24 protein-coding genes and 2 pseudogenes are annotated in these 25433 nt (G+C 59.8%); 11 read left to right on the top strand and 15 right to left on the bottom strand.

All coding sequences use genetic code 11. From position 1 onward, the window contains the following. Positions 1-15: 15 nt before the first annotated feature. Genes ACT7DK_RS09065 through ACT7DK_RS09050 form a run of 4 tightly spaced genes read left to right on the top strand, consistent with a single transcriptional unit; the run spans position 16 to position 3001 of the window. On the top strand, positions 16-591 hold the full coding sequence (locus ACT7DK_RS09065; RefSeq protein ID WP_445398381.1) for a DUF2796 domain-containing protein: 576 nt from the start codon (positions 16-18) through the stop codon (positions 589-591). Positions 592-594: 3 nt separating this feature from the next. Then, a complete protein-coding gene (locus tag ACT7DK_RS09060; protein ID WP_445398379.1) occupies positions 595-1281 on the top strand; it encodes an ABC transporter ATP-binding protein in 687 nt (228 codons plus the stop codon). Next, positions 1275-2522 carry an ABC transporter permease gene (locus ACT7DK_RS09055; protein WP_445398377.1) on the top strand — a complete coding sequence of 416 codons (1248 nt, stop codon included), beginning with the start codon at positions 1275-1277 and terminating at the stop codon, positions 2520-2522. The genes ACT7DK_RS09060 and ACT7DK_RS09055 overlap by 7 nt, the downstream gene beginning before the upstream one ends. Then, on the top strand, positions 2519-3001 hold the full coding sequence (locus ACT7DK_RS09050; RefSeq protein ID WP_445398375.1) for a DUF3299 domain-containing protein: 483 nt from the start codon (positions 2519-2521) through the stop codon (positions 2999-3001). Before ACT7DK_RS09055 ends, ACT7DK_RS09050 begins: the two co-directional genes overlap by 4 nt. A gap of 42 nt (positions 3002-3043) precedes the next feature. Here ACT7DK_RS09050 and ACT7DK_RS09045 read toward each other — a convergent pair whose 3' ends face one another. The 11 genes from ACT7DK_RS09045 to ACT7DK_RS08995 all read right to left on the bottom strand — a co-directional run bounded on the left by ACT7DK_RS09045 (position 3044) and on the right by ACT7DK_RS08995 (position 14341). Further along, positions 3044-3997: a DNA-3-methyladenine glycosylase family protein gene (locus tag ACT7DK_RS09045; protein WP_445398373.1), complete on the bottom strand. Its 954-nt coding sequence runs from the start codon at positions 3995-3997 to the stop codon at positions 3044-3046. A 324-nt stretch (positions 3998-4321) separates the two neighbouring features. Next, positions 4322-5071 carry an SDR family NAD(P)-dependent oxidoreductase gene (locus ACT7DK_RS09040; protein ID WP_094038493.1) on the bottom strand — a complete coding sequence of 250 codons (750 nt, stop codon included), beginning with the start codon at positions 5069-5071 and terminating at the stop codon, positions 4322-4324. Beyond that, entirely contained in the window at positions 5055-5918 is an 864-nt protein-coding gene (locus ACT7DK_RS09035) for a sugar phosphate isomerase/epimerase family protein (RefSeq protein WP_445398371.1), read from the bottom strand. The genes ACT7DK_RS09040 and ACT7DK_RS09035 overlap by 17 nt, the downstream gene beginning before the upstream one ends. A gap of 12 nt (positions 5919-5930) precedes the next feature. Next, positions 5931-6872: an NAD(P)-dependent oxidoreductase gene (locus tag ACT7DK_RS09030; protein WP_445398369.1), complete on the bottom strand. Its 942-nt coding sequence runs from the start codon at positions 6870-6872 to the stop codon at positions 5931-5933. After that, positions 6847-8106 carry a TRAP transporter large permease gene (locus tag ACT7DK_RS09025; RefSeq protein ID WP_094038490.1) on the bottom strand — a complete coding sequence of 420 codons (1260 nt, stop codon included), beginning with the start codon at positions 8104-8106 and terminating at the stop codon, positions 6847-6849. Before ACT7DK_RS09025 ends, ACT7DK_RS09030 begins: the two co-directional genes overlap by 26 nt. Next, positions 8103-8669: a TRAP transporter small permease gene (locus ACT7DK_RS09020; protein ID WP_094038489.1), complete on the bottom strand. Its 567-nt coding sequence runs from the start codon at positions 8667-8669 to the stop codon at positions 8103-8105. The genes ACT7DK_RS09025 and ACT7DK_RS09020 overlap by 4 nt, the downstream gene beginning before the upstream one ends. Positions 8670-8785: 116 nt before the next feature. Then, entirely contained in the window at positions 8786-9760 is a 975-nt protein-coding gene (locus ACT7DK_RS09015; RefSeq protein ID WP_094038488.1) for a TRAP transporter substrate-binding protein, read from the bottom strand. Positions 9761-9851: 91 nt separating this feature from the next. Next, positions 9852-10835 (bottom strand): transketolase family protein, encoded by a 984-nt coding sequence (locus ACT7DK_RS09010; protein ID WP_198401849.1) that lies wholly within the window; start codon positions 10833-10835, stop codon positions 9852-9854. Between the two features lie 41 nt (positions 10836-10876). Continuing rightward, positions 10877-11719, bottom strand: a complete 843-nt coding sequence (locus ACT7DK_RS09005) for a transketolase (protein ID WP_094038486.1) — start codon at positions 11717-11719, stop codon at positions 10877-10879. Between the two features lie 64 nt (positions 11720-11783). Beyond that, a complete protein-coding gene (locus ACT7DK_RS09000) occupies positions 11784-12491 on the bottom strand; it encodes a FadR/GntR family transcriptional regulator (RefSeq protein ID WP_269769033.1) in 708 nt (235 codons plus the stop codon). A 371-nt stretch (positions 12492-12862) separates the two neighbouring features. Further along, positions 12863-14341, bottom strand: a complete 1479-nt coding sequence (locus ACT7DK_RS08995; RefSeq protein WP_445398364.1) for an aldehyde dehydrogenase — start codon at positions 14339-14341, stop codon at positions 12863-12865. A gap of 408 nt (positions 14342-14749) precedes the next feature. Here ACT7DK_RS08995 and rpiB point away from each other — a divergent pair, with 408 nt between their 5' ends. From rpiB to ACT7DK_RS08975, 4 genes and pseudogenes are all read left to right on the top strand, one after another. After that, positions 14750-15208 carry a ribose 5-phosphate isomerase B gene (gene rpiB / locus ACT7DK_RS08990; protein ID WP_445398362.1) on the top strand — a complete coding sequence of 153 codons (459 nt, stop codon included), beginning with the start codon at positions 14750-14752 and terminating at the stop codon, positions 15206-15208. A 109-nt stretch (positions 15209-15317) separates the two neighbouring features. Beyond that, the gene (locus ACT7DK_RS08985) at positions 15318-16325 is read left to right on the top strand and encodes a dihydroxyacetone kinase subunit DhaK (protein ID WP_094038482.1); all 1008 of its coding nucleotides are present in this window, start codon (positions 15318-15320) and stop codon (positions 16323-16325) included. Beyond that, a complete protein-coding gene (dhaL, locus tag ACT7DK_RS08980) occupies positions 16325-16969 on the top strand; it encodes a dihydroxyacetone kinase subunit DhaL (protein WP_094038481.1) in 645 nt (214 codons plus the stop codon). The genes ACT7DK_RS08985 and dhaL overlap by 1 nt, the downstream gene beginning before the upstream one ends. A 750-nt stretch (positions 16970-17719) precedes the next feature. Beyond that, positions 17720-18121: pseudogene (locus tag ACT7DK_RS08975) on the top strand (transposase); the annotation flags it as partial. Between the two features lie 24 nt (positions 18122-18145). On the opposite strand, the gene ACT7DK_RS08970 reads toward ACT7DK_RS08975, so the two are convergent. Next, a complete protein-coding gene (locus tag ACT7DK_RS08970; protein WP_445398359.1) occupies positions 18146-19180 on the bottom strand; it encodes an IS630 family transposase in 1035 nt (344 codons plus the stop codon). Between the two features lie 38 nt (positions 19181-19218). Here ACT7DK_RS08970 and ACT7DK_RS08965 point away from each other — a divergent pair. Continuing rightward, positions 19219-19767 (top strand): annotated as a pseudogene (locus tag ACT7DK_RS08965) (IS30 family transposase); the annotation flags it as partial. A 457-nt stretch (positions 19768-20224) separates the two neighbouring features. Here ACT7DK_RS08965 and derI read toward each other — a convergent pair. The 3 genes from derI to ACT7DK_RS08950 form a co-directional block, all read right to left on the bottom strand. Continuing rightward, positions 20225-20689 (bottom strand): D-erythrulose-4-phosphate isomerase, encoded by a 465-nt coding sequence (derI, locus tag ACT7DK_RS08960; RefSeq protein WP_094038480.1) that lies wholly within the window; start codon positions 20687-20689, stop codon positions 20225-20227. A 269-nt stretch (positions 20690-20958) separates the two neighbouring features. Continuing rightward, positions 20959-21729 carry a triose-phosphate isomerase gene (locus ACT7DK_RS08955; protein ID WP_096779051.1) on the bottom strand — a complete coding sequence of 257 codons (771 nt, stop codon included), beginning with the start codon at positions 21727-21729 and terminating at the stop codon, positions 20959-20961. A gap of 10 nt (positions 21730-21739) precedes the next feature. Beyond that, a complete protein-coding gene (locus ACT7DK_RS08950; protein ID WP_094038478.1) occupies positions 21740-22504 on the bottom strand; it encodes a DeoR/GlpR family DNA-binding transcription regulator in 765 nt (254 codons plus the stop codon). A 152-nt stretch (positions 22505-22656) separates the two neighbouring features. On the opposite strand from ACT7DK_RS08950, the gene tkt reads away from it, so the two are divergent. Next, a complete protein-coding gene (gene tkt, locus ACT7DK_RS08945) occupies positions 22657-24675 on the top strand; it encodes a transketolase (protein ID WP_094038477.1) in 2019 nt (672 codons plus the stop codon). Positions 24676-24687: 12 nt separating this feature from the next. After that, the gene (gene fsa, locus ACT7DK_RS08940) at positions 24688-25341 is read left to right on the top strand and encodes a fructose-6-phosphate aldolase (protein WP_094038476.1); all 654 of its coding nucleotides are present in this window, start codon (positions 24688-24690) and stop codon (positions 25339-25341) included. Positions 25342-25433: the final 92 nt, after the last annotated feature.

The raw sequence follows: 25433 nt of genomic DNA, 5'->3' as shown, positions 1-25433 counted from the left end.
TTAATGGAGTGTCGTATGAAACTTAGCCCTATCGCCCTTGGCCTGGCCCTGTTGCCCCTCGGCCTGTCCGCCCAGGCCCAGCTCGGTGTGCACGAGCACGGCCACGGCCAGCTCAACCTGGCGCTGGAGCAGCAGCACCTGGTGCTGGAGCTGACCGCACCGGCGGCGGATATCGTCGGCTTCGAGCACGAGGCCGCCACCGACGCCGAACGGGCCCAGCAGGCCGCGGCACTGGAGAAAATCCGCCAGGCCGACGCCCTGTTCACCCTGACTCCGGCGGCGGCCTGCCGGCTGGAGAAGGTCGAGCTGGCCGGGGACGAGCATGATGACCACGACCACGACCAGCATGATGAGCATAAACACGACGATCATGACCAACACGCCCATGGCGACGACCATGACGACCATGATCACAGCGACGTGCAGGTGCACTACTTCTACCACTGCGAACAGCCCCAGGCCCTGAACCGCATCGAGCTGAGCCTGTTCGAGCAGTTTCCGAGCTTTAACCGCCTCGAGGTACAGGGTATCCTGCCTTCCGGTCAGGTGGCCGCCACCCTGACTCCGGCACAACCCCAACTCAGCTGGTAACAGATGACTGCACTGATTTCCATGGAAAACCTGCGTTTCGCCTGGCCCGGCCGGCCCGAGCTGCTGCACATCGAGCGGCTCGAACTGGCCCCGGGCGAGCGCATCTTCATCAAGGGGCCGAGCGGCAGCGGCAAGAGCACCCTGCTCGGCCTGCTGGCCGGCATCCAGCGGGCCAGCCAGGGCCGGCTCGAGGTGCTGGGCCAGGATCTGTCACGGCTCTCCAGCCGGGCCCGGGATCGCTTCCGGGCCGATCACCTGGGCTATATCTTCCAGCAGTTCAACCTGCTGCCCTTCCTGTCGGTGCTGGAAAACGTCACCTCGGCGCTGATCTTCTCCCGCCACAAGCGCGCCCGGTTGCAGGCCCCGGCCCGGGAAGAGGCCGAGCGGCTGCTGGGCGAGCTGCAGCTGCCCGCCAGCCTGTGGCACCAGCCGGTGCACAGTCTGAGCATCGGCCAGCAACAGCGGGTGGCGGCGGCCCGGGCGCTGATCGGCCGCCCCGAGCTGGTGATCGCCGACGAGCCCACCTCGGCGCTGGACACCGACAACAGGGCCGCCTTTATCGAGCTGCTGTTCGATGAATGCCGGCAGCAGGGCAGCACCCTGGTGTTTGTCAGCCACGATCCCTATCTGGAGCCGCTGTTTTCCCGGGTGGTGTCCCTGCCCGAACTGAATAGGGTACCGCCATGTTAATGTTGGCGTTAAAAAGCCTGTGGGCGCGCCGGCTCACGGCGGGGCTCACCCTGGCCGCCATCGCCATCAGCGTGCTGCTGCTGGTGGGGGTGGAAAAGGTGCGCCATGAGCTGAAAGACAGCTTCGCCCGTACCATCTCCGGCACCGATCTGATCGTGGGCGCCCGCTCCGGCCAGATCAACCTCTTGCTGTATTCGGTGTTCCGCCTCGGCAACCCCACCAACAACATCAGCTGGGAGGCCTACCAGCGCATCAAAGAGCAGAAGGGAGTGGCCTGGACCATCCCCCTCTCCCTCGGCGATTCCCACCAGGGGTTCAGGGTGCTGGGCACCAGCGAGGACTATTTCAGCCATTATGCCTATGGCCGCCAGCAGCCGCTCGCGCTGGCCCAGGGCCGCCCCTTTGCCGACACCTTCGAGGCGGTGATCGGCAGCGACGTGGCACGCCAGCTCGGCTATCGGCTGGGCGACAGCCTGGTCATCGCCCACGGCGCCGGCAACACCTCCTTCAGCCTGCACGACGACCTGCCCTTCACCCTGGTGGGCATCCTCGCCCCCACCGGCACCCCGGTGGACAGGACGGTGCATGTCCGCCTCGACGGTCTCGAGGCCATCCACCTCGGCTGGCAGAGCGGCCGCCGGACCCACAGCCTCGGCCCTGATGAAGTCCGCGCCGCCGACCTCACTCCCAAGGCCATCACCGCCTTCCTGGTGGGACTGGAGAACAAGGTGCTGGCCTTCCAGCTGCAGCGGGCCATCAACGGCTACCGGGGCGAGCCCCTGTCCGCCATCCTGCCCGGCACCGCCCTGCACGAGCTGTGGAGCATGATGAGCATGGCGGAAAAGGCCATCGCCTTTATCGCCCTGTTCGTGGTGGTGGCCGGCCTGCTGGGCATGCTCACCACCCTGCTCGCCGGCCTCGCGGCCCGGCGCCGCGAGCTGGCCATACTGCGTTCCCTCGGCGCCGGGCCGCGGCACCTGTTCGCGCTGCTGGCGCTGGAAGCGGCCATTTTGACCGGCCTGGGGATGTTACTGGGGCTTGTACTGTTGTATCTTGGCCTCAGCCTGGCGGCACCGCTGGTGCAGGCCCAGTACGGGCTGCTGCTTTACCCCGGCCTGCCCACGGCCGCCGAATGGCGCCTGCTCGGGCTTATCTGGCTGGCGGGGCTGGTGATCGGCCTGCTGCCGGCAGCCCAGGCCTACCGCTACTCGGTCAACGACGGAATGAGTATCAAACAGTGAAAACCGCAAAGATATGGCTGGCCACCCTGGCCCTGTTGGTGGCCCCGGCCTGGGCCGATGACTTCACCCTGCTGGAGTGGGACGACCTGATCCCGATGGAAGAGCGTCTCAACCCGCCCCCCTTCCCCGCGGTGGATCACGAGGACGAATTCGCCATTCCCCCTCAGCCGGTGGGCAAGGTGGTGGACTCACTCAACGGCAAGAAGGTCCGTTTACCGGGCTTCGTGGTGCCGCTCGAAGGCGACAGCAAAACCATCACCACCTTCTTCCTGGTGCCCTATTTCGGCGCCTGCATCCATGTACCGCCGCCGCCCACCAACCAGATCGTGTACGTGGATTACCCCAAGGGCGCCCAGGTGGACGACCTCTGGGACGCGGTCTGGGTGACCGGCACCCTGCGTACCGTGAGCGCCAGCCACGACATTGCCAACGCCTCCTATAGCCTCGAAGGGGTCAGCGTCGAGCCCTACGATCTCTGACACCACTCGGGCCCGGACAGTGCCGCCGGGCCCAACCGCTGTTCAGAACACGCCACCGGCCCAGAGGTGGGCGGCCAGCAGGGCGCGCCAGGGGGAAAAGTCGGCCAGCCAGCGCCGGACCTCGGCCTCGGTAAGGGGCTCGGGCTCGCCGAGCAGGCGTTGCAGCCCCCGGCGCACCGCCACGTCGCCGTGCAGGGAGCCGTCCAGCCAGCCGAAACCGCGCAGCAGGGTGTAGTTGACCGTCCAGGGGCCGATGCCGCGCACCGCTCCCAACAGGGCCACCATTTCATCGACCGGCAGCGTCCGTTGCCAGCGCTCCAGCGGCAGTCGGCCCGCCGTGACTTCCTCGCACAGGGCCAGCAGGGTGGCGGCCTTGGCCCTCGAGAAGCCGGCCCGGCGCAGGACCTCCTCGCCCAATTCACCCAGCCGGTGCGCCTCGGGGTGACAGAGCAGCCCGGAAGAATGGCGCAGCCCGGCTTCCTGCAGCAGACGGCGCCGCAACGATACCGCCGCCGCCACGCTGATCTGCTGGCCGGTGACCGCCCACACCAGGGCCTCGAAGGGCGTGGCGGTCAGGGGCACGCGCAGCCCCCGCTGGCGGGCGAGCAGGCCACCGAGCTGCGGATGCTCCCGGTAGCGGGCTTCGAAGGCGGCGACGTCCTGCTCCAGGCCGAGCATGCGCCTCGCCATGGCCTCCAGCGCCGGCGCCTCGGTCGCCGCCACCGGGCCGTCGACCGTCAGCCGTACCTCGGCGGTCGCGTCATGAAAACGGAGCTGCAGGCAGGCCGTGTTTCCCTGCCACAGCAGCCCCTTGTACAGGCAGGACTCGTCCACCCGCTCGGCGATCTCCCGGGGGTCTCGCCGATGAAAGGCCAGTATGTCGCCGGGGCGGAAACCGGCGGGAAGGGGAAGCGAGAGGGCAAGCAGCCCGCTCGCGGGCGCCATCGCCCCGTCGTCGGTGGAAGACGCAACGTCATCGTCGGTCGAGGGGATCATGGGATCTGCTCCTGAAAGCGAGGCAACGGCGTTGAGCATAGCCCCTCTTCCCCCCGCCGGCACCCCGTATCTTGCGCTGGAATGTCCCAACCTGGCCGATCGGCTGCCAGCACTCTCAGGTACCGGATAACAGTCAGAACGGCATGATCATGCCATGGCCCTGCAGCCGCTCAGTGGGCGCACAATGAAGTAGAAATTTGGATGCGGGTGACGCGAAGAAAACAAAGAACCCCCTCCCGGGCGGAGGGGGTTCCGGCAAAACGGAAAGGACCTGGGACGATCCTTTCCTGGTTTACTGCGCAAGCGGCGACGCCCTGGGCACCATCAGTAAATATGCATGCCGCCGTTCACATCGATGGTGGCGCCGGTGATGTAGCTGGACAGATCCGAGGCCAGGAACAGGAAGGCCTTGGACACGTCCTCCGCCGCCCCCAGGCGGTTGAGGGGAATGGTGGTCAGGATCTTTTCCTTCATCTCGGGGGTCAGCTTGCCGCCGGTGATATCGGTCAGGATCAGGCCGGGGGTGACCGAGTTGATGCGGATATTGTGCCCCCCGAACTCCCGGGCCATGGCCTTGCCCAGGCCCAGCATGCCCGCCTTGGCGGCGCTGTAGTGGGGGCCACCGAAAATGCCGCCACCACGCTGGGCCGATACCGAGGAAGTGTTCACTATGGATCCACTGTTCTGGCTGACCATCTGCGGCAACACCGCCTGGGACATGTACAGCATGCCGCGCAGACTGACATCGGTGACCTGTTCGTAGTTCTCGGGGGTGATCTCCAGGGTCTTCAGCGGCTGGGTGATGCCGGCGTTGTTGAGCAGCACGTCGATACGACCGAATTTCTCCAGCACCGCGGCGACCGCCTTCTCGCAGGAGGCCTTGTCGGTGACGTCGCAGGCCACGCCGAAGGCGCGCTCGCCCACCGCCCTGGCCGCTTCCTCGCTCTGGGCCTGGTTCAGATCCAGGATGGCCACATAGGCGCCGTGCTTATGGAACAGCTCGGCGGTATTGCGGCCGATACCGCGGGGGCTGGCGGCACCGGTAATGACACACACTTTATTTTCCAGCAACATGGTCTATCTCCTTTAATACATCGTCAAGAAAAGTCAGGGATTTCAACAACTCGTTTTCAATTTCCGCCAACGGCAACAGCGTTGTCTTCTTGTAGGGTTTGGCGTCGTTATTGCGCAACAGCCGGAAGGGCAGTTCCAGACTGAATGACAATTCGGGAAAAGCGGCCTCGATGGCCGGCAGCAACCGGATAAAATCTATCTGGCCTTCGCCCAGGGCACAGAAGTGGTATTTTTCATCGCGGTAATAGGCGTCCTTGATATGCAGGTGCTCGCAGTACGGCAGGGCCTGCAGGGTATCGGCCACCGGATCCAGCCCGGGGCGGTGGGAAATGATGTTGCCCACGTCGTAATTGATGCTGAACACGTCTCGCTCCAGCCGCGCCAGCAAGGCGGGGATGTCGGCAGCGCTGTTCAGGATGTTGTCGACCCGGTCGCCGGGATTTTCCAGGCAAACCCGCAGGCCATGCTGGCGGGCGATGGCCGCCATATCCGGTACCAGCTCGAAGAAACGTTCGGCGGTGGCCAGGGTGGCGGCATTGGTGACAAAGCGGGAGGCACCGAGCTCGGCGGCGAAGCGGGCCCGCACCTCGAACTGGGCGATAGCGTCTTCATCCCCCAGGTTGATATGGCCCGAAAAGGTGGGGCAGCGCTGCCCCAGGGAGTTCATCAGGGCCACCAGCTCACGGGCATAATCCCGGCTCAGATCGGCATCGGTAAACTCGTTGACGTAGCCCTTGATAAAGGCCAGCTCCACATTTTTTATGCCGCACCGCTGCATCGACTGCAGGATCTCAGGCATGGCATAGCCGTCGTAAGCACCGGTGCTTACGGAAATATCTCGTCCCATGGAATCTTTCCTTTATGCTTGGCAGTTGCCGTTAATCAGGTCGTAGCTCTGGATCACCTGGCTGTCATCCGCCTGGCCCAGGCCGCGGCCGGCGGTGGCGAGGAACATCTGGTGCGCCGCCGCCGCCAGCGGCAGTGCCACCCGGCTGTCGCTGCCCGAAGCCAGCACTATGCCTAAGTCCTTCACGAAAATGTCGATGGCGCTGGTCACCTCGGGATCATCCCGCAGCATGCGAGGGCCCCTGTCCTTCAGCATCCAACTGGCCGCCGCCGAGCCGCTCATGATCTCGAGCAACACCTGCAGATCCACCCCGGCCTTGCGCGCCAGGGAAAAGGCCTCGGCCACGGCGGCGATGTGCACGCCGCACAGCAGTTGGTTGACGGTCTTGACCACAGCGCCCTGTCCCGGCTCTTCGCCCACGTGGAACACCTTGTCACCCATACCCCGCAGCACCGGAAAAATACGTTCGAAGACGGCTGCCGGTGCCGCCGCCATGATCGACAGGGTGCCGGCCCGGGCACCGACCACGCCGCCGGACACAGGGGCATCCACCAGCTGCCGGCCGACGGCCGCTACCCGCTCCGCCAGCCGGGCTACCGCCGCCGACGGGCAGGTGGCCATCAATACCACCAGGGCGTCGTCCGCCAGGCTCTCAAGAGCCCCCTCGTCAAACAGTATCTGTTCGGCCTGGGTCGCGTTGACCACCATCAGGATCAGGGCGTCTGCCCCCCGGGCCGCGTCCCGGGCCGAGTCGCAGACCCGGCCGCCGGCGTCTGCCAGGGCCGCCAGGGCCCGAGGATTCATGTCGAAACCGGCCACCGGAAAGCGTGCCGACAGCAGGTTCCTGGCCATGGGCAGGCCCATGGAGCCCAGGCCGATAAAGGCTAATTGATTCATTTGCTGCTCCTTGTCGCGTCGTTCGCCGCGGTTAATAGATGGTGAAGGCCGGCACATAGGAGATCAGCAGCAGCACCGTAATCGCCACCAGGTAGAAGGGCCACAGCTCCCGCACAATGCGGCCGATCTTTTCCCGAGAGATGGCCGCGGCCACAAACAGAGTGGTACCTATGGGCGGGGTGAACAGGCCGATGCTCAGGTTCACCGCCATCATGATGCCGAGCTGGATGGGGTCCATGCCGATGCTGTTGCCCACCGCCACCAGGGTGGGACCGAGCAGCAGAATGGCGGCCGGCAGGTCCAGGAACATGCCGATGCACAGCAGCAGGATGTTCATGGCCAGGATGATCATCCAGGGGCTGGAGAACGCTTGCTGGGCGTAGCTGGCGATCTGGTTGGGGATCTGTTCGGTGATCAGCACATGGCCGACCAGGTTGGAGGCGACGATCACCAGCATTACGATGCCGGTGGTCAGGGCGGTGCCCACCAGGGCGCCGATCACCCGCTTGACGGTCAGATCCCGGTAGATGCACAGGCTGACCACCAGGGCATAGGCCACGGCGATCACGCTCACCTCGGTGGGAGTGGCGATGCCGGCGCGCAGCAGGATCACGATAAACAGCGGCATGGCCAGGGCAGGGGCGGCGAACAGCAGCGCCTTGAGCAACCCGCGTACCGAGAAGCTCTCTTTCAGCAGCGGGAAGCCCCGCAACCGCCCGGAGAAATAGCACACCATCATCATGCCGCCGGCCAGCATGATCCCGGGCAGTATGCCGGCCACGAACAGCGAGGCAATGGAGCTGTTGGACACCAGGGCATAGAGGATCAGCGGGATGGAAGGCGGGATCAGCCCGGCAATGACCGATGACGAGGCGGTGACCGCGGCGCTGAAGGCACCCGGATAGCCTTCCCGCTTCTGCCAGGGGATCAGCATGGAGCCCAGGGCCGAGGCCTCGGCCACCGCCGAACCGGACACCCCGCCGAACACGGTGGAGCCCACCACCGTTACCTGGCCCAGGCCGCCGTGAAAGCGCCCTACCAGGTAGGCGGCAAAGTCCACCAGTTTCCGGCCCAGGGTGCCGGACATCATCAGGCTGCCGGACAGGATGAAGAAGGGGATGGCCAGCATGGGAAAGCTCTGGGTGGGCTGGAACAGCTTCAGTACCGCGATCACGCTGGGCGCATCGCCCACGAACAAGACTGCCGCGCCGGCACTGATAATCAGCGCATAACCGACCGGAAACGCAAACAGCATCAGCAGGGCAAACAGCCCTATCATCAACGGAGTCATTCTGCCACCTCGGATTTAGTCATACGCTGATCAAAGGCGGACGCATCGGCCAAAAACCAGAGAATATTGGTGAACGCGGTCAGGGCGATGGCGCCGAAACCATACACAAGCGCCATATAGGCGTAGCTGGAAGAAATGCCGGAGATGGGGAATAACTGCCTGCCGGCAATGCGGACCACATCCACGCCGATATAAGCGAGGTAGCTGAAGGTCACAACCACCACCAGTTGCATCACCAGCATCAGCACCCGGGTCGCCGGGATATTGAGCAGTCCCAGGACGGCATTGACCGCCACGTGCTGGCCCCGCTGGGCCGCGGCGACGATGGCGCCCATCACCAACCAGGGAAAGAGCAGGTTCGGCATCTCCGCCGGCCAGCCCAGGCTTTGGGTGGTGAGATAACGCACCACCACATCGGCGCCAAGGAACAGGAACAAAGAGACAATCGCCGCCATGAAAATACCCAGTGCGGTATATTCAACGGCCTTGTCCAGCCCGCACAATAATCGGGCACCGGTACCGCCGCATGATGGTTGATACATGAGTTTTCCCTGTACGTTCATTTTCCGCCTCCTTGTTGAGGGGGTTGCAAGTCCCCGTTTTTCTATGCGCCCTGATGGGTGCGACACAAAAACAGGCACTCCGGAACAAGGCGGGGGAAAGTCCCCCGCCCTCGGGCTTACTTGGCGCGGGCCGCTTCCGCCACCAGTAGTGGTACCAGCTCCGGATACTGCTGCTGCCACTTGTCGTAGACCGCCTGGGTGGCCTCGGCAAAGACCTGGCTGTCGACGGCATTGAACTGCACGCCGGCCGCTTCCATCTCTGCACGCAGCTTGGACTCCTGCTCGACAAAGGTTCTGCGGTTGAACTCGCCGGCTTCCATCGCCGCTTCCTTGACTGCCTGCTGATCCGCCTCGGACAGACCATCCCAGATGAGTTTGCTCGCCAGCAACGGCGTGGACTCGTATTTGTGGCCGGTCAGGGAGATGTATTTCTGCACCTCGTAGAGTTTGGAAGAATGGATATTGGCCAGCGGATTCTCCTGGCCGTCCACTACGCCCTGCTGCAGCGCGATGTACAGCTCGGAGAACGCCATGGGCGTGGGGTTGGCACCCAGGGTCTGGAAAATATCCACCGTCATGGTATCGGGCGGGGTTCTCAGCTTGATACCGGCCAGATCCCCGGGTTTGGTGATGGGGCGGACGTTGTTACTGACATGACGGATGCCGTTGTCCCAGAACGACAGCACCACCAGTCCTTCTCGCTCGGCCAGGGCACCCAGCTCTTCACCCACGGGGCCATCCAGCGTCTGCCAGGCCTCTTCCGAGCTGGAAAACAGGAACGGCAGTCCAATCAGGCCAAATTCGGGGATCACGCTGGAGGTGGTGCCCTGGGAGTTGGCGCTGAAGGCGATGGCGCCCAGGCGCATGGAGGTGATGGCTTCGCTGTCTTCACCGAACTGGGCGTTGCCGCCGACGACCACCTTGATGCGGCCGTCGGTTTTTTCTTCCACCAGTTTGGCAAACAGCAGGGAGGCTTCGGCCTTGGGATTGCCGTCTGCGGCGTTATGGGCCAGACGCAATGTTTGCTGGGCCCATACCGGGGCAGAAGCGAGCGTGATAGCCAGTGCGGCGGTGGTCAGTACCTTTTTCATATCACAATCCTTACTAGTGAGAGTTATGTCCATATTTCACACAAAGGGCCGAGATCCCGATGGCCACAGGCCCCATGTCAGTTACCGCGTCTCAGAGCCATTCCCGGGTTCGGGCCACGATGCGATCCACGGAGATGCCGTAGCGGTCGTGCAGGGTGGGCAAGGCACCCGCATCCAGGAACTGATCCGGCAGTCCAATATGGCGGAATGCGGGGGTGACTCCGGCCCGCAACAGGGTGCCGGCCACCGCCTCGCCCAGGCCGCCGACGACAGAGTGATTCTCGGCCACCACCACCATGCGTCCGGGCTTGGCGGCTTCCCGCAGTATGGTGGCTTCGTCCAGGGGCTTGATGGTCGGCACGTGCAGCACCGCCGCGTCCACGCTGTCCTTCTGCAGCCGCTTGGCGGCGTCCAGGGCGCGCATGGTCATGAAGCCGGAAGAAATGAACAGCACCTCGCGGCCGTCGCGGAGCAACTTGGCCTTGCCCAGTTCGAAGCGGTAGTCATACTCGTCCAGTACCAGCGGCACATTGCCACGCGGCAGGCGCATGTATACCGGCCCCTGGTGCTCGGCGATGGCCGGCACCGCCTGCTCCACATCCAGGGCGTCGCACGGATCCACTATGGTCAGGTTGGGCATGGCACGGAAAATGGCGATATCGTCGGTGGCCTGGTGGCTGGGGCCGTACCCCGTGGTCAACCCCGGCAGGGCACAGGCGATCTTGACGTTCAGGTTTTCTTCGGCGATGGCCATGCAGATGAAATCGTAGGCCCGGCGCGAGGCAAACACCGCGTAGGTGGTGGCGAAGGGCAAGGCGCCTTCCCGCGCCAGGCCGGCGGCCGCGCTCATCAGCAGTTGCTCGGCCATGCCCATCTGGTAGAACCGCTCCGGGTAACGCTGGGCGAAAATATGCAGATCGGTATATTTGGCCAGGTCGGCGGTCAGGCCCACCACATTCGGATTGGTTTCCGCCAACTGGCTCAAGGCATGGCCAAAGGGAGCCGGGGCTGTTTTTTGTCCTTCCTCGGCGATGGAGGCAATCATGGCCGAAGTTTTCAGGCGAACTTTACTCATGTTAGTGTCCTTGTTATCCATTCACGGCAGATAAAACATCGTTATCGGGCTTGAAAGCCGGCATCCAGCGCGGCCAGGGCCTGCTCCCACTCCGACGGCTCGACCCGGATGAAGTGGGTCTTCTCGCGCTGCTCCAGGAATGGCACGCCCTGCCCCATGCGGGTGTCACAGATGATGATCCGGGGACCCTTGAAGTCGCTGTGGCGGGCCTGGTCGAAGGCCTGGCTGACCGCCGCTATGTCATTGCCGTTGACCCTTTGCACCTGCCAGCCGAACGCCTGCCATTTGTCGGCCAGGGGCTCGAAGTTCAGGATCTGGGTAGAGGGACCATCCGCCTGCTGGTTGTTGACATCGACGATGGCGATCAGATTGTCCAGCTGCCAGTGGCCGGCGGACATGGCCGCCTCCCAGGTGGATCCCTCATTCAGTTCACCATCGGACAGCAGGTTGTAGATAAACGAGCCGGACTGCTTTCTTTTCAGCCCCAGCGCCATGCCCACGGCGATGCCGAGGCCCTGGCCCAGCGAGCCGCCGGTGATTTCCATGCCAGGGGTATAGGAGGCCATGCCGGACATGGGCAACCGGCTTTCATCGGAGCCGTAGGTTTCCAGCTCGTCTTCCGGCACGATTCCGGCTTCGATCAGCGCGGCATAGAGGGCGATGGCGTAGTGGCCGATGGACAACAGGAAACGATCCCGACCTTCCCATTCGGGCTCGTCAGGCCGGTAATTGAGCGCCTGGAAGTAGGAGACCGCCAGCACATCGGCAATGCCCAGGGCCTGGCCCACATAGCCCTGCCCCTGAACCTCGCCCATGCGCAGGGCAAACCGGCGAATGCGGTAGGCGCGCTCTTCCAGACTGATTTGGACATGTTCCTGTTGCATAATAACCCCTTGTCTTCAGATAAAACGAATACGCAAACCCCGGGTGCAGCACCGCCTTGGCGATTCAATCCGCCGAGGTCAACCAGTTGATCTTTTCCTTTGATTCCTCGTCCCACACCCGGAAATGGGTATCCATGGCCCGCTTGGCGGCTTCCGGATCTCTATTACGCAGTGCGTCTATCACGGCCTGGTGGCTGCCGTTGGTCCGCGCCATCGATGCCGGCGACTGCCTCACCATGACCCGGCGGCGATGCACCACTTCCTTCAGTACCGAGGCCAGCCCCTGGATGATCAGGATGATGACCGGGTTCTGGGTCATGTAGGCCAGGTGGCGGTGAAAATCGTAATCCGCCGCCAGGCTCTCGTTGACGTTGCTGTTGTCGTTCATCACCTCGAGCAGTCCTTCCAGCTTGACGATATCGGCCTCGGTGGCTTTGCTGGCCGCACTGTAGGCGATTTCCCGCTCCAGCATTTCCCGGGCACCTTCCAGCGCGTCCACCGAGATGTAGCCGAGCCGCAGGGCGATATCGAAGTAGATCTGCACGAAGGCTGGCTGGGGCATCTGCAGGAAGGTGCCGCTGCCGCGGGTACGCCGAATGAAACCCAGGTTTTCCAGCGTGGCCAGTTGCTCCCTAACCATTGATCTCTGCATGCCTAATTGTTCAGCCAACTTACGCTCGGGAGGCAAGCGTATCCGGCCATACTCATCGGTTTCAGCCGTGGCCAGCACTTCCCTAAGGCGTTTGAATGTGTCCACTTTGCTATCTCCCATCCTGGCCAACCTCATTGGTAGTACCAATCCATGAGTAAAAAATAACAAAAGAATCACAGATAAACAAATTTCAGAACAAAAAATAAAAGCTTAAAAATCAATTACATAATTAATTTATGTTAATCAGTATCGTTTTTAGTGATCCGGATCGCACTAAAATTGATCATCTTGGTAGTACCAAGTTAGAGCTTTTGTCAGCGATAACGGGGAAGAAAGGAAGGATGACAGTCAACAAACGAACATTGGTTCACATGAATAAACCAAAGATCAATCGTGTGGCGACGAGGGAGTACGCGCACGTCCGGATGGCGACCGTGAGCCACGCGCAGGAAATGGATGCGCCGCCGGCAGCAAGGCCGGCGACGGATGACTCAGCGGATCACGAAAGGGTCGGGCACGTCTTCCGTCGTCGATAACCACACCGACTTGACCTTGAGGTATTCACGCAAGCTATCCTGGCCACTCTCCTTGCCCAGGCCGCTCTGCTTGAAGCCACCGAAAGGTGTAAGGTAGCTCATGGTGCGGTAGGTATTGACCCAGACCGTGCCCGCCTCCAGCCGGTCCGGCAAGGTCAGGGCCCGGCGCAGATCCTCGGTCCATATTCCCGCGGCAAGGCCGTAAGGGCTGTCGTTGGCAATTGCCACCGCCTCCTCTTCATCCTCGAACGGAATGATGGACAGCACGGGGCCGAACACCTCTTCCCGGGCGATGCGCATGCGGTTGTGCACTCCGGCGAAGATGGTGGGCTCAACAAACCATCCTTGTTCAAGCCCAGGCGTATCAGGCCGGCCACCTCCCAGCAGGCAGTCGGCCCCCTCCGCCCTGGCGATATCAATGTAGCCGAGGATCTTCTCCAGCTGCGGCAGGTTGGTGACCGGTCCCACCTGGGTATCCGGGCTCATGGGATCACCGAGCCGGGCGTGGCGGGCGAAGGCCAGCAGCTTGTCGACGAACTCGTCGTGAATGGCACGCTGCACCAGCAGCCGGGAGCCGGCGACACAGGTCTGGCCGCTGGCGGCGAATATGCCGGAGATCACCCCCTTGACCGCGTTGTCCTGGCGGGCGTCGGCAAAGACGATATTGGGCGATTTGCCGCCCAGCTCCATGGTGACCCGCTTCATGCCCCGGGCCGCCGCCTGGTAAATCTGCCGGCCGGTCTGATCCGACCCGGTAAAGGCCACCTTGGCGACTTGCGGATGTTCCACCAAGGGCGCCCCCACCTCGGCGCCGAAGCCGGTGACTACGTTCAGCACCCCGGGGGGAAAGCCGACCCGCTCGACGATGCGCGCAAATTCCAGCAGGGAAGCGCTGGTGTATTCCGATGGCTTGAATACCACCGTATTGCCCGCCGCCAACGCCGGCGCCAGCTTCCAGCTGGCGAGCAGCAGCGGCGAGTTCCAGGGAATAATGGCCGCCACGACCCCCACCGGCTCATGCCGGGTGTAATTGAAATGACCGGCCTTGTCGGTAGGGATCACCGCGCCCTCAATCTTGTCGGCCAGGCCGCCATAGTAGTAGTACCACTGGCGCAGGTAATGGGTCTGAGCACGCATTTCGGCATAGAGCTTGCCATTGTCACGTACCTCTATGCCGGCCAGGAAATCGGCCCGATCGGCCAGCGCATCCCCCAGCCGGCGCAGCAACTCGCCCCGGCCGCTGGCGGTGAGCCCGCGCCAGGCCGGATCCTGCAGAGTCCTGGCCGCGGCGGCAACCGCGCAGTCCACGTCTGCCCCATTGCCCCTGGGGATCCTCGCCCAGGGCAGGCCGGTATAAGGATTGGAGGATTCAAACCACTCGCCGGACAGGGATTCGACCCAGCGCCCGTCGATATACATCCGATATTGCTGCATGGATCACTCCTGTATGCACAATGTTTTGGCGCCACCCAAAGACGGCGTCGTCAAGGGCCCTCGCCTACCGATCTTCAAACTAGCACCCAATCATCTGCATCCATTAAGCTCTTTTGAACAGGTCGTGATCCGGATCAAAAATCCAGCAATATTTTTACCAACTGCCTTCACGGCCGTCGCGGCTCGCCTTTTCACCTAGAAACGACTAATCACCTGATAAAAAATACTTTTTCTGCCACTCTTCTTGCTCATTCCCCCCCCTGTTCCAGTATCTTTTCCCCTCGGCACAATCGAACATAAGAACACATGAATAACAAAAGTATTCACAACATAACCCTATTGCCTTAGACTGAAACCATCAAATGAAACAACAAATGAACAATTGAACAATCAATCGGGAGGTCCACCATGATCACCAAGAAGATAGCGATCGGCTGCGACGATGCGGCCGTGGAGATGAAGAACATCCTCAAGCAGTACCTGACCGAGTTGGGCTTCGAGGTCAGCGATTTCGGGGTCGAGGCCGGGGTCAGCGTGCACTACCCTGACATCGCCTACCAACTGGCCACCTCGGTGCGCGACGGCGCCCAGGAGCTCGGCATTCTGTGCTGCGGTACCGGTATCGGCATGGCCATCACCGCCAACAAGGTTAATGGCATCCGCGCCGCCCAGGCCCACGACACCTATTCGGCCCAGCGGGCACGCAAGAGCAACGACGCCCAGATCATCACCCTGGGCGCCCGTGTGGTGGGCATCGAGCTGGCCAAAGAAATCGTGCATGCCTTCGTCACCTCGGATTTCGAGGCGGGCCGCTCCGGGCCCAAGGTGGAACGCATCCGTTACTATGAAAACCTCGACAAACGGTAACGGGCTCACAGCTCGCACGGAAGAAGGATTACGGGCATAGGGGATTCACATATAGTCCCTTATGGCTCAGTCACATGTACAAGCAAGGAATGACAACAGGAGTGTTCTAATGCAGCGCATCATCAACGATCCGGATCTGGTAGTGGAAGAATCGGTACTGGGCTACGTCAAGGCCCATCCCCGGCTGCTGGCCCACACCGACAACCCGCGGGTGCTGAAGTACCCGGGCAAGGTCGCCGACAACAAGGTGGGGGTGATCACCGGCGGCGGCTCCGGCCACGAGCCGGCCTTCCTCGGCTACGTGGGCAAAAACCTGCTGGACGCCGTGGCCGTCGGTGAAATATTTTCCTCCCCCACCGCCATCAGCTTTCTCGATGCCGCCAAGGCCGCCGACCGGGGCGCGGGGGTGGCCTGCCTGTACGGCAACTACGCCGGCGACAACATGAACGTCAAGATGGCCACCAAGATGGCCGAGAAACAGGGCATCACCATCAAGACAGTGGTGGCCAACGACGACGTGGCCTCGGCCCCCGCCACCGAGCTCGGCAAGCGCCGGGGCGTGGCCGGCGAGATCCTGATGTGGAAAACAGGCGGTGCCGCCGCCGCCCGCGGCTACGACCTGGACGGGGTGATCCGGGTAGCCCAGCGCACCATCGAGCAGACCCGCAGCATCGGCGTGGGCCTGTCTTCCTGCGTGATCCCCGCGGCCGGCAAGCCCAACTTCCATATCGAGGCGGGCACCATGGAAGTGGGCATCGGCCACCACGGCGAGCCGGGTATCAACGTGACCGCCCTGGCACCGGCCAACGAGATGGCACGCATCATGGTGGACACCGTGGTACCCGACCTGCCCTTCACCGCCGACGATGAGGTGGCGGTGCTGATCTCCGGCCTGGGCGCCACCCCCAACAACGAGCTGCATATTCTCTATTCGGCGGTGGCCGAACTGCTGCAGGAAAAGGGGATCCGGGTGCACCGCAGCTACGTGGGCAACTATTTCACCTCGCTGGAAATGCTCGGCGCTACCCTGACGGTACTGAAGCTGGACGACGAACTGAAACAACTGCTGGACCTGCCGGCCACATCCATTGGCCTGACCCAGGTGGAGGAAGACTGATGAGCACATTCAACAATTTGCACGGCAAGCAGTGCGTGCTGGAGATCTGCGACAAGATCATCGACAACAAGGCCTACCTGAGCGAGGTCGACGGCCTGATCGGCGACGGCGACCACGGCATCAACATGGCCAAGGGCTTCAACCTGTGCAAGAACGATCTGCAGGCGCTGGACACCGTCACCCTGGATCAGAGCTTCTCCATCCTGGCGAACATCCTGATGGGCTCCATCGGTGGCTCCATGGGCCCGCTCTACGGCAGCATCTTCTTCGGCATGGCCTCGGCCATCGAAGGCCGGGACAGCATCGATGCGGAACAATTCGACACCATGCTGCGTGAAGGGCTGGCCAGCGTACAGGAGATCAGCAGTGCCCAGGTGGGCGACAAGTGCCTGATGGATGCCCTGGTGCCGGCGGTCGATGCCTTTTCCGCCGCCGTCGCCGCCGGCGACGGCTTCGCGGACTGCCTGGCAAAAATGGCGGCCGCCGCCCAGGCGGGCAGTGAGTCCACCAAGGATCTGGTGGCCAGGATCGGCCGCGCCAGCCGGCTGGGCGAACGCTCCCGCGGCGTGCTGGATGCCGGCTCCGTGTCCTGCGCCATGATCCTGGGCACCCTGGCGGAGGCGGTAGCCAGGCGCCTGGATTAATCTCTCCGTGGTATTAAGCTAAACCACTATAATCGGCATAAGGGTGGCTACAGTGTTGAACTGTTTAACATATGACCACCCTACTTCCTCTCCAAGACTTCCGTGTAGGTGATGCAACCCCACACAAGCGTAAGGTTGCGAATGAAGTGCGAGTCTTGTCCTCCGCAGACGGCCCGCCAGTATAATGCCCTCTGCACTCTATCAATCTGCGCAATGCAAGAACTTCGCAATCACCTGTTCCTGGCTTTCTATCACCCTTATATTCATAGGGGTAGTGGCCAATGCAATCGCCCAGCGTTCAAGTTGTCCACTTTATTCAGCAACACCAAGCGCTTCTGCTGTCCGCACCATTGGCGGTAGTGATCGCAGAACTGGGAGCCCGTAGCCGGCGCTTTAGCCGCCGGAACATACCGGACCGGCACGGCAGGCACACCACCAGTTGCAGGTTCGCACCACGTAAACGGGCGTCAACAGCCCCACCACCAACCATCACTACCGTCCGCAACTAAATAACTGATCCTAATAGTGCTACATCGACCGGGTCCCACACGCAGACACGCCGTAAACCCGTCCCTGTGGGCTCAGCCGCGCCATCCCTGGCGCGGAGGGTCTGCTTAGCGAAACCCAGTCGCTGCCGGTAGTGATCCGGGAATTCAGATAATAAGTGCAACACTCATGGGTGAACGGCGGGAGGTAGCCAACTGCTGGTAGTGGTATGCTTCTCATCGCCAAAATCAAAGCAGTACTACCATGAGCTACCAACAGTTGACTGAAGGCCAACGATACCAGATTTCCGTGCTCCTTGCAGAAGGACTTTCACACTCCAGGATTGCTCAGCGGGTTGGTGTACACCGCTCTACCATCTCCCGAGAGCTCAGGAGAAACCGCCATCAGGGTGACTATGTACCGGCGCAGGCACATCAGCAGACATTGATACGACGGGCCAAGGCCAGGAAGTATCAGGTTGATAGCGATACTCAGCAGCTCGTTGAACTGCTGCTGAGCTGGCAATGGAGCCCTGAGCAGATCAGTGCCATCGCCAAGCGCATTGGCTTTCCGGTCAGCCATGAGTGGATTTACTGTTATGTGGCCAGGGACAAAGCCCGTGGCGGCCGGCTTTATCGGCAGCTGCGACAAGGGCACAAGCGGTATTAACCCGGCGGCAAAATACATCGATTATGCCGCATAAGCGATGTGCTCCGATCGGAAGTAACTTTTCACCCGCTCCGACCTGCGCTGCAACTTCCGCATAGAGGAGCGGGTTCGCTTCTTGAGCTCTTCCACACTGCGAATCGCCGGCCCACTGTGCACCATGCCTTTCAGGTCACCATTGAGATACTCATCCGGATTCAGTTCCGGTGAGTAGGCGGGCAGGAAAAAGACCTCCAGAAAACGCTTTACCGTCCCTTTTTCCAGCCAGCGTTTGACCTTTTTGGCATGATGAACCCGCAGGTTATCCAGGATCAGAAATACTTTTCCCGGGGTGGAGGCAATCAGCCCGCGCATGAACTTGATCAACACGTCTGCCGTCATGGTGGATTCATACAGCATGAAGCGGACCGTACCTTGGTTGGTGATGGCCGACACCATGTTCAGGGAAACCCGCTTGGCCGGCAGGGCTTGTACCGGCGTCTTGCCAACCGGGGCATAGCTGCGCCCATGTTGGACCGTGTTCTTGATGCCGGTTTCGTCGCCCCAGAAGATCTGGGCCTTTTCAGCCTTGGCACGGGCCTTGATACGTGGATACTCCTCGTTCAGCCAGGCTTCGACACGAGCCGGGCTCTGCTCCCATGCCTTTTTCAAGGGCTTCTGGGGTGTAAATCCCCAGCGCTTGAGGTAGTCCCCCATGGTGCGAACCGGAATGTGAATGCCCCAAAATTGCTTGATCAGTTCAGCAATGGAGCACCGGGTCCACAGGGCAAACCCCAGCTTGTACTGATCGGGCATATGGTCGCGGATAGCCTCGATCACCTTCTGCTGTTGCACGGCGTTCAGGCGGCCGGGCTTGTTTTTTGGACCCCGTTTCTGGACGGCGAGAGCCGCTTTGCCGCCGGCCTCGTAGCGCTTGAACCAACGGCCCACGGTATCCGGATGAACATTCAGTAATCGGCCGATCTCGCGGAAGGTCTTATTTTCCAGTCGAAGTCGGATGGCCTGCTGCCTCAGCAGCTCTTGTTGCTCGGTGGTGAGCTTGCGTGCATCTGTTTTCATTCGCACAGTATATCAGATATAAACTGCCGCCGGGTTAATATCGCAAAGGCCGGCATGGCAAGCGCTCGCCTATCCTGGAGGCACGTTCCATTGATGAACGGCCACTCATCGTCGATAACCGGGAACGACTCGGTGATTGGGAAGCAGATACGGTGCTTGGCCAACAGGGCAGCGGGGTGCTGGTTACCCTGGCCGAGCGGAAAAGTCGCCTCTACCTGGTGAAACGGGTTGAGAGCAAACATGCCGATGTGGTCAGAGATGCGGTCATCGAGATGCTGTCCCCCTATGCTGACCATGTGCATAGCATCACCTTCGACAACGGAGGTGAATTTGCCGAGCACAAGGCGATCGCAGCCGCCTTGAATACGGAGGCCTACTTTGCCCATCCGTATTCATCTTGGGAACGGGGTCTGAACGAAAACTTCAACGGCTTGTTGCGCCAGTACATTCCGAAAGGGACGGACCTACGGCAGGTCACTGATGATGAAATCGAACAGGTGCAGATAAAACTCAACCTCCGGCCAAGAAAATGCCTGGAGTTCAGGCAGCCCGCCGTCGTTTTTGAGGAGCTACGTCAGGCTGCATAGGCGGGTGTTGCACTTGTGAGTTGAATTCGCGATCTACCATTCGGAACAGCTATTTAGGATAGTCCTGAAGCCAGAAACAGGAGCAAGAGCAAGAGCAAGAGCAGGAACACCAAGATAATTTATATATTCAGACACAATCACCGAACCAAATGGAGGGCGACCGCTAGGAATGCTCTCTTCCCGCCAAATATCATATTTGGAGGAAAATAAAAAATCCGATGACCACCAGCCATCGGATTTTTACCATCTAAAAAATCTATCTAAACGAACCAAACTAGCCAACCAGAATTATAACTCCCTCAACTTCATTTGCGCACGGAAAATATTAACAAGCGCTACTAAACATTACAGCCACACGTATTAATGCCATCCTATTTCCGGAAAAAACTTTTATTTTTTCAGAAAACCGTTCTTAATCACAACTGAGCCTCACCATCAGATCAGTTACATAGATCTCTTAATTTGATAAATATTTTCGGTATTTACAATCAACTTCATTAATCGCATTCACATTTCCGGTGGAGCGCCCTTGCTCGTCAAATGTCTCTTTCAGATATGCATCGGCGATAGCTTTGGCTACTTCCGCTCCAATCACACGGGCCCCCATCGTTATAATTTGAGCATTGTTGGAAAGTGCGGCCCTCTCGGCAGAGTAAGTGTCGTTTGCCAAAGCAGCACGAATACCTGGTACTTTGTTGGCGGCGATACAAACGCCAATACCCGTACCACAGACAAGAATAGCACGATCATAAGTTCCGTCGATCACTCTGGATGCAACACGATCAGACAAATTTGCATAGAAAGGATCGGCCCCCTCTGAATCACGAGATATATCCTCGACATCATAACGTGTGGACAGATAGTCAGCCAATATTTTCGCCAGGTCCTCGCCTGCGCTATCACCGGCAATTGCAATTTTCATATCAAGACTCCTTGATTTGTTAAGACATAAACAACAGATAGATATTACTCGAGCACTGTCACATTAATTTTCAATGGGCACATTGAAAATGTATATATAGGATATTCAACTCAACGTTCACCGAGACATTACTATCACTTAATACAAGTCACCAACGACAGCTCAATTACTGTGTAACTATGGTGAAAGTTTTTTAAATCATTTTTTACAAATAGCACACTCAATAGGCCAAACCAAGGCCTCCACAACTAACCATTCAGTACAGGAAGTTAAATATATGCCGAACACTTTCTCAAAATATTTAGAAATCCCTCTACTTGCCATGCGGAGCGTCCAATGAAAAGACCATCTATATGCGGGCAACGGATCAACTCTTCGCAATTATCCGAGTTCACCGAACCTCCATATAAACAGGGAACCCGCCGACCAAGCACGGCCTCTGCCACCTGGATGATTTCCGCCTGACGTTCGTCCGCATAACCAGGGGTGGCTGGAATTCCACCCTCGCCAATAGCCCATACCGGTTCGTAAGCCAGCAGAATGGGAGCTGATTTCTGCATCTCATCCAGATACTGAAGCGCGCCACGCACCTGGGCTTCCAGCACCGTCGCAGCCTGGCCGTTCTCGCGGTCCCGCAGGGTCTCTCCGATGCAGATCAAGGGAATAAAACCATGCCGCACCGCAGCCTCTGTTTTCAGACCAACGGTATGATCGGTCTCTCCGAAATGTTCACGACGCTCCGAGTGACCCAGTTCGATGATATCGAGACCGCAGTCTTTCAGCATCAAGGGAGAAATCTCACCCGTCCAGGCACCAGTGTCAGCCCAGTGCATATTCTGAGCTCCTACCTTCACCCGCGTACCGGCCAGTGCCGCCTTTACCTCGCGCGCGGCGGTGAAGGGCGGGATCACAAAGCGCTGGATACGCGGATCGGCATCCGACTCGGTTTCCTTCAGTCCCTCGGCGAAGCGCAGGGCCTCAGCCAGAGTCTTGTTCATCTTCCAGCTCGTACCAATCCAAAAATCTGCTTGTGTTGCCATTTGTCGCATCCTAGTGATTTGCTACTGTCAGTTTGATACCACCTCTGTCCAGCTCGCCGCATACCTTCTGGTCGGGCAACTGATCGGTGATGATAGTGTCAAACTCCTCAAGGTCGGCGAGCAAGTGCAGAGCGACCCTGTCGAAACGCCCGTGGTGAACCATCAAACAAGACTTCGCAGCCCCCTTAAGCATTGCTCTCTTGGCTCTTACCACTTCTCCATCCATATGAAATGCCTTGTTGCCTGATACCGCAGGGGTGGATAGGAAGGCAATATCGGCTCGCAAACTGGCCAGGTTTTGCTCCGTCAGAACGCCAAAGTATCCATTGAACTTGGCCGAGTAACACCCTCCCAACGCGATCAAGCTGATCCCACTCTCATGACGTAAGCAGTCCAGGATGGCAGCATTGTTGGTGATCACCGTAAGCGGTCTCTTCTCAGGCAGCATGGATCCCAACACGGCAGCCATGGAGCCATCGTTGATCATGACGGTCATCCCAGGCTCGATCTGCTCCAGGGCCTTACGTGCAATCAACTCCTTATCCTCACTTCCCTGCCGCTCTCGGAATCGGAAATCACTCTCGAACTGCATACCCGCTTCGATCGTAGCCCCACCACGCACCTTGCGTAACACGCCTTCCCGTTCCAGCTCATCCAGATCACGATGAATGGTCATCTTCGACACGAAGAAGCGTTGTGAGAGGTCTTCAACCTCCACCCCCCCCTTGTCTCCCAAGAGTTCCATGATCAGCTGTTTACGCTCTTCCCTCTTCATCGGACTCTCCTGCCTGAACCCGTCAGGCAACGCTGCAAGTGTATTATTAACATTAATTGAAACATTTTCAATGCTAGGATTGTTATTTTGTTATGTTTTGATGTTATATTGTACGCCGACTTCCTAACAAATCACTTATAGGATAACAAACCATGATACTTTCAGAGACAGTTGAAGCCAAAGCAAAGCTGGATCCGGAGAATTTCTCTCTCGCCAACTGCATACGTGCACTCTCTATTGATGCGGTAGAGGCCGCGAATTCTGGTCATCCGGGGGCGCCCATGGGGATGGCGGACGCGGCAACTGTGCTTTTCCGCAAACATCTGAAGTTTGACGCCAGCCAGCCTGACTGGCCGGACCGGGACCGTTTTGTGCTATCCAATGGCCATGCCTCCATGCTGTTATATAGCCTGTTACATTTAACAGGTTACGAAGCCATGACGCAGGAGCAGCTGCGCAACTTCAGGCAGTGGGGTTCCATCACTGCTGGTCACCCTGAATATGGGCACACCCCGGGGGTAGAAACAACAACGGGCCCCCTCGGGCAGGGCTTTGCCGGAGCCGTCGGCATGGCCATCGCCGAGAGAAGACTGGCGAGCGAGTTCGGTGACGATCTCGTCGATCACCACACTTACGTGTTCCTCGGTGACGGATGTTTACAGGAAGGGATCGGTCAAGAAGCGGCCAGCCTCGCCGGTCACCTGGGCCTGGGCAAGCTGATCGTGCTTTACGATGATAACGAAATTACGATAGACGGCCCCACCTCTGTCTCCTTTTCTGAGGATGTTCTGGGACGTTTCACAAGCTGCGGCTGGCATGTACATCGGTGTGACGGCCATGATCCCGTAGCGATCGATATGGCGATCCAGGCTGCAAAAGCAGAAACGGACAAGCCTTCTATTATCTCGCTGAAGACAGTGATCGGCTTCGGCTCCCCCAACAAGGCAGGCTCGGCTTCATCCCACGGTTCTCCGTTAGGTACCGAGGAAGCAGCCCTGGCCAAGACGGCGCTTGGCTGGTCTGCGGAGCCCTTCGTCATCCCGCCATCATTGCGCCAGCAGTGGCTGGATATCGGCAAACGCGGCAGCGAAGCACGAACACAATGGGAGAGCCGACTGGCGTGTCGGCCCGAGGATGTGGCAACCGAGTTCAATCGCCGGTTAAAGGCAGAGCTGCCGCAGGAGTACGCCACGGCCCTGAAGCTGGCACGCCATGCCCTGTTCCAACAGCCAAAGAAGATAGCTACCCGCAAAGCCAGTCAGTTGGCACTGGAAGCTCTCGCCCCTGCCCTGCCCGAACTCATCGGTGGTTCCGCCGACCTGACCGGCTCCAACCTGACACGTGTTAACGCGGTTGACAGCCAATACACCAAAGAACGGCCGGGGCGGTATATCGGGTACGGCGTGCGTGAGTTCGGCATGGCGGCAGCGATGAACGGCCTGTCGGTACACGGCGGCTTTATCCCGTACGGCGGAACCTTTCTGGTGTTCTCCGACTATGCCCGCAACGCCATTCGTCTCTCGGCGCTGATGGGTATAGGCACCATCTACGTAATGACACACGATAGCATAGGGCTGGGTGAAGACGGTCCGACCCACCAGCCGGTCGAACATCTCGCCTCACTGCGCGCTATGCCTAACCTTCACACCTTTCGTCCCGCGGATGCAGTCGAGGCCCTTGAATGCTGGGACATCGCGATTCGCAGCCGTACAACACCTTCCTTAATGGCACTATCGCGGCAGGACGTGCCTCAACTGCGTACCGAGGTCACAGATGAAAACCTTAGCGCACGCGGTGCCTACATCATCCGCCAGTGCGGCCAGCACAGAGATCTGACCCTGCTGGCAACCGGAACCGAAGTGGCACTGGCTGTTGAAGCTGCTGCAGCCCTGCAGGCGCAGGGTGTCGGTGTCACCGTTGTATCCATGCCTTGCTGGGACCTGTTCGAACAGCAGCCAAAAGCGTATCGCGACGAGATACTCGGAAAGGCCCCGCGCATCGCAGTCGAGGCGGCCGGCAAGTTTGGCTGGACAAGATACGTTGCCAGCGAAGAAGACGTTATCGGCATGAACGGTTTCGGTGCTTCAGCACCCGCCGACATACTGTACCAAAAGTTCAACATCACCGGCGAGGCTATCATCGCCCGCGCCAAGGCCCTGCTGACTAACTGATAAGGAGAAAACATGAAATTCTTTGTTGATACCGCAATCGTAAAAGACATCGAAGAACTCAACAGCTATGGTCTGTTGGACGGGGTTACGACCAATCCCTCGTTGATTGCCAAGTCAGGCCGAAATTTCCTCGAAGTTATCGCAGAAATCTGCGATCTGATAGAGGGCCCGGTATCGGCTGAAGTCGCCTCGATGGACTATGAAAACATGATCGCCGAAGGTGAACATCTGGCGCGAATTGCAAGCAACATCGTGATCAAACTTCCGCTGACACTGAACGGGCTCAAGGCATGTCGTCACTTCAGCCAGAAGGGTATCAAAACCAATGTCACCCTATGCTTCTCGGCAAACCAGGCGTTGCTGGCCGCTAAAGCAGGCGCAACCTATATCTCCCCGTTCCTGGGACGTCTGGATGACCTCAATATCGATGGTATGGAGCTTATTCGCGAGATCCGCGCCATCTACGACAACTATGGTTTCAATACCGAGATACTTGCCGCCTCCGTACGCAGTGCCAATCACGTCAAGGATGCCGCTATTGCCGGCGCCGATGTCGCCACCATTCCGCCTGATGTCATTCGCAATCTGGTCAATCATGTCCTGACGGACAAGGGACTGGCTCAGTTCGAGCGAGACTGGGCACAAACCGGACAGACAATTATCTGATCCGAGGCGTCGGTCCGACCTTGCCGGCCTTCACTTCCGGCAAGGTCGTTATTCACCCCTGGTGATATCGGAGAGCGAAGACCAAATGGTCA

This window comes from Zobellella sp. An-6 (assembly GCF_052487945.1).
The sequence above is the reverse complement of the archived record's forward strand: the minus strand, read 5'-3'. Positions and strand labels throughout refer to the sequence as shown.

What these genes read in the sequence shown, in the direction of transcription:
- ACT7DK_RS08955 (WP_096779051.1), bottom strand. Translation starts at nt 21,729, where the DNA reads ATGGCAACACAAGCAGATTTTTGGATTGGTACGAGCTGGAAGATGAAC.
- ACT7DK_RS09000 (WP_269769033.1), bottom strand. Translation starts at nt 12,491, where the DNA reads ATGGGAGATAGCAAAGTGGACACATTCAAACGCCTTAGGGAAGTGCTG.
- ACT7DK_RS08995 (WP_445398364.1), bottom strand. Translation starts at nt 14,341, where the DNA reads ATGCAGCAATATCGGATGTATATCGACGGGCGCTGGGTCGAATCCCTG.
- ACT7DK_RS09040 (WP_094038493.1), bottom strand. Translation starts at nt 5,071, where the DNA reads ATGTTGCTGGAAAATAAAGTGTGTGTCATTACCGGTGCCGCCAGCCCC.
- ACT7DK_RS09010 (WP_198401849.1), bottom strand. Translation starts at nt 10,835, where the DNA reads ATGAGTAAAGTTCGCCTGAAAACTTCGGCCATGATTGCCTCCATCGCC.
- ACT7DK_RS09020 (WP_094038489.1), bottom strand. Translation starts at nt 8,669, where the DNA reads ATGAACGTACAGGGAAAACTCATGTATCAACCATCATGCGGCGGTACC.
- tkt (WP_094038477.1), top strand. Translation starts at nt 22,657, where the DNA reads ATGATACTTTCAGAGACAGTTGAAGCCAAAGCAAAGCTGGATCCGGAG.
- dhaL (WP_094038481.1), top strand. Translation starts at nt 16,325, where the DNA reads ATGAGCACATTCAACAATTTGCACGGCAAGCAGTGCGTGCTGGAGATC.
- ACT7DK_RS08985 (WP_094038482.1), top strand. Translation starts at nt 15,318, where the DNA reads ATGCAGCGCATCATCAACGATCCGGATCTGGTAGTGGAAGAATCGGTA.
- rpiB (WP_445398362.1), top strand. Translation starts at nt 14,750, where the DNA reads ATGATCACCAAGAAGATAGCGATCGGCTGCGACGATGCGGCCGTGGAG.
- fsa (WP_094038476.1), top strand. Translation starts at nt 24,688, where the DNA reads ATGAAATTCTTTGTTGATACCGCAATCGTAAAAGACATCGAAGAACTC.
- ACT7DK_RS09055 (WP_445398377.1), top strand. Translation starts at nt 1,275, where the DNA reads ATGTTAATGTTGGCGTTAAAAAGCCTGTGGGCGCGCCGGCTCACGGCG.
- ACT7DK_RS09035 (WP_445398371.1), bottom strand. Translation starts at nt 5,918, where the DNA reads ATGGGACGAGATATTTCCGTAAGCACCGGTGCTTACGACGGCTATGCC.
- ACT7DK_RS09005 (WP_094038486.1), bottom strand. Translation starts at nt 11,719, where the DNA reads ATGCAACAGGAACATGTCCAAATCAGTCTGGAAGAGCGCGCCTACCGC.
- ACT7DK_RS09015 (WP_094038488.1), bottom strand. Translation starts at nt 9,760, where the DNA reads ATGAAAAAGGTACTGACCACCGCCGCACTGGCTATCACGCTCGCTTCT.
- ACT7DK_RS09030 (WP_445398369.1), bottom strand. Translation starts at nt 6,872, where the DNA reads ATGTGCCGGCCTTCACCATCTATTAACCGCGGCGAACGACGCGACAAG.
- ACT7DK_RS09045 (WP_445398373.1), bottom strand. Translation starts at nt 3,997, where the DNA reads ATGATCCCCTCGACCGACGATGACGTTGCGTCTTCCACCGACGACGGG.
- ACT7DK_RS09025 (WP_094038490.1), bottom strand. Translation starts at nt 8,106, where the DNA reads ATGACTCCGTTGATGATAGGGCTGTTTGCCCTGCTGATGCTGTTTGCG.
- ACT7DK_RS09065 (WP_445398381.1), top strand. Translation starts at nt 16, where the DNA reads ATGAAACTTAGCCCTATCGCCCTTGGCCTGGCCCTGTTGCCCCTCGGC.
- ACT7DK_RS09060 (WP_445398379.1), top strand. Translation starts at nt 595, where the DNA reads ATGACTGCACTGATTTCCATGGAAAACCTGCGTTTCGCCTGGCCCGGC.
- ACT7DK_RS08970 (WP_445398359.1), bottom strand. Translation starts at nt 19,180, where the DNA reads ATGAAAACAGATGCACGCAAGCTCACCACCGAGCAACAAGAGCTGCTG.
- derI (WP_094038480.1), bottom strand. Translation starts at nt 20,689, where the DNA reads ATGAAAATTGCAATTGCCGGTGATAGCGCAGGCGAGGACCTGGCGAAA.
- ACT7DK_RS08950 (WP_094038478.1), bottom strand. Translation starts at nt 22,504, where the DNA reads ATGAAGAGGGAAGAGCGTAAACAGCTGATCATGGAACTCTTGGGAGAC.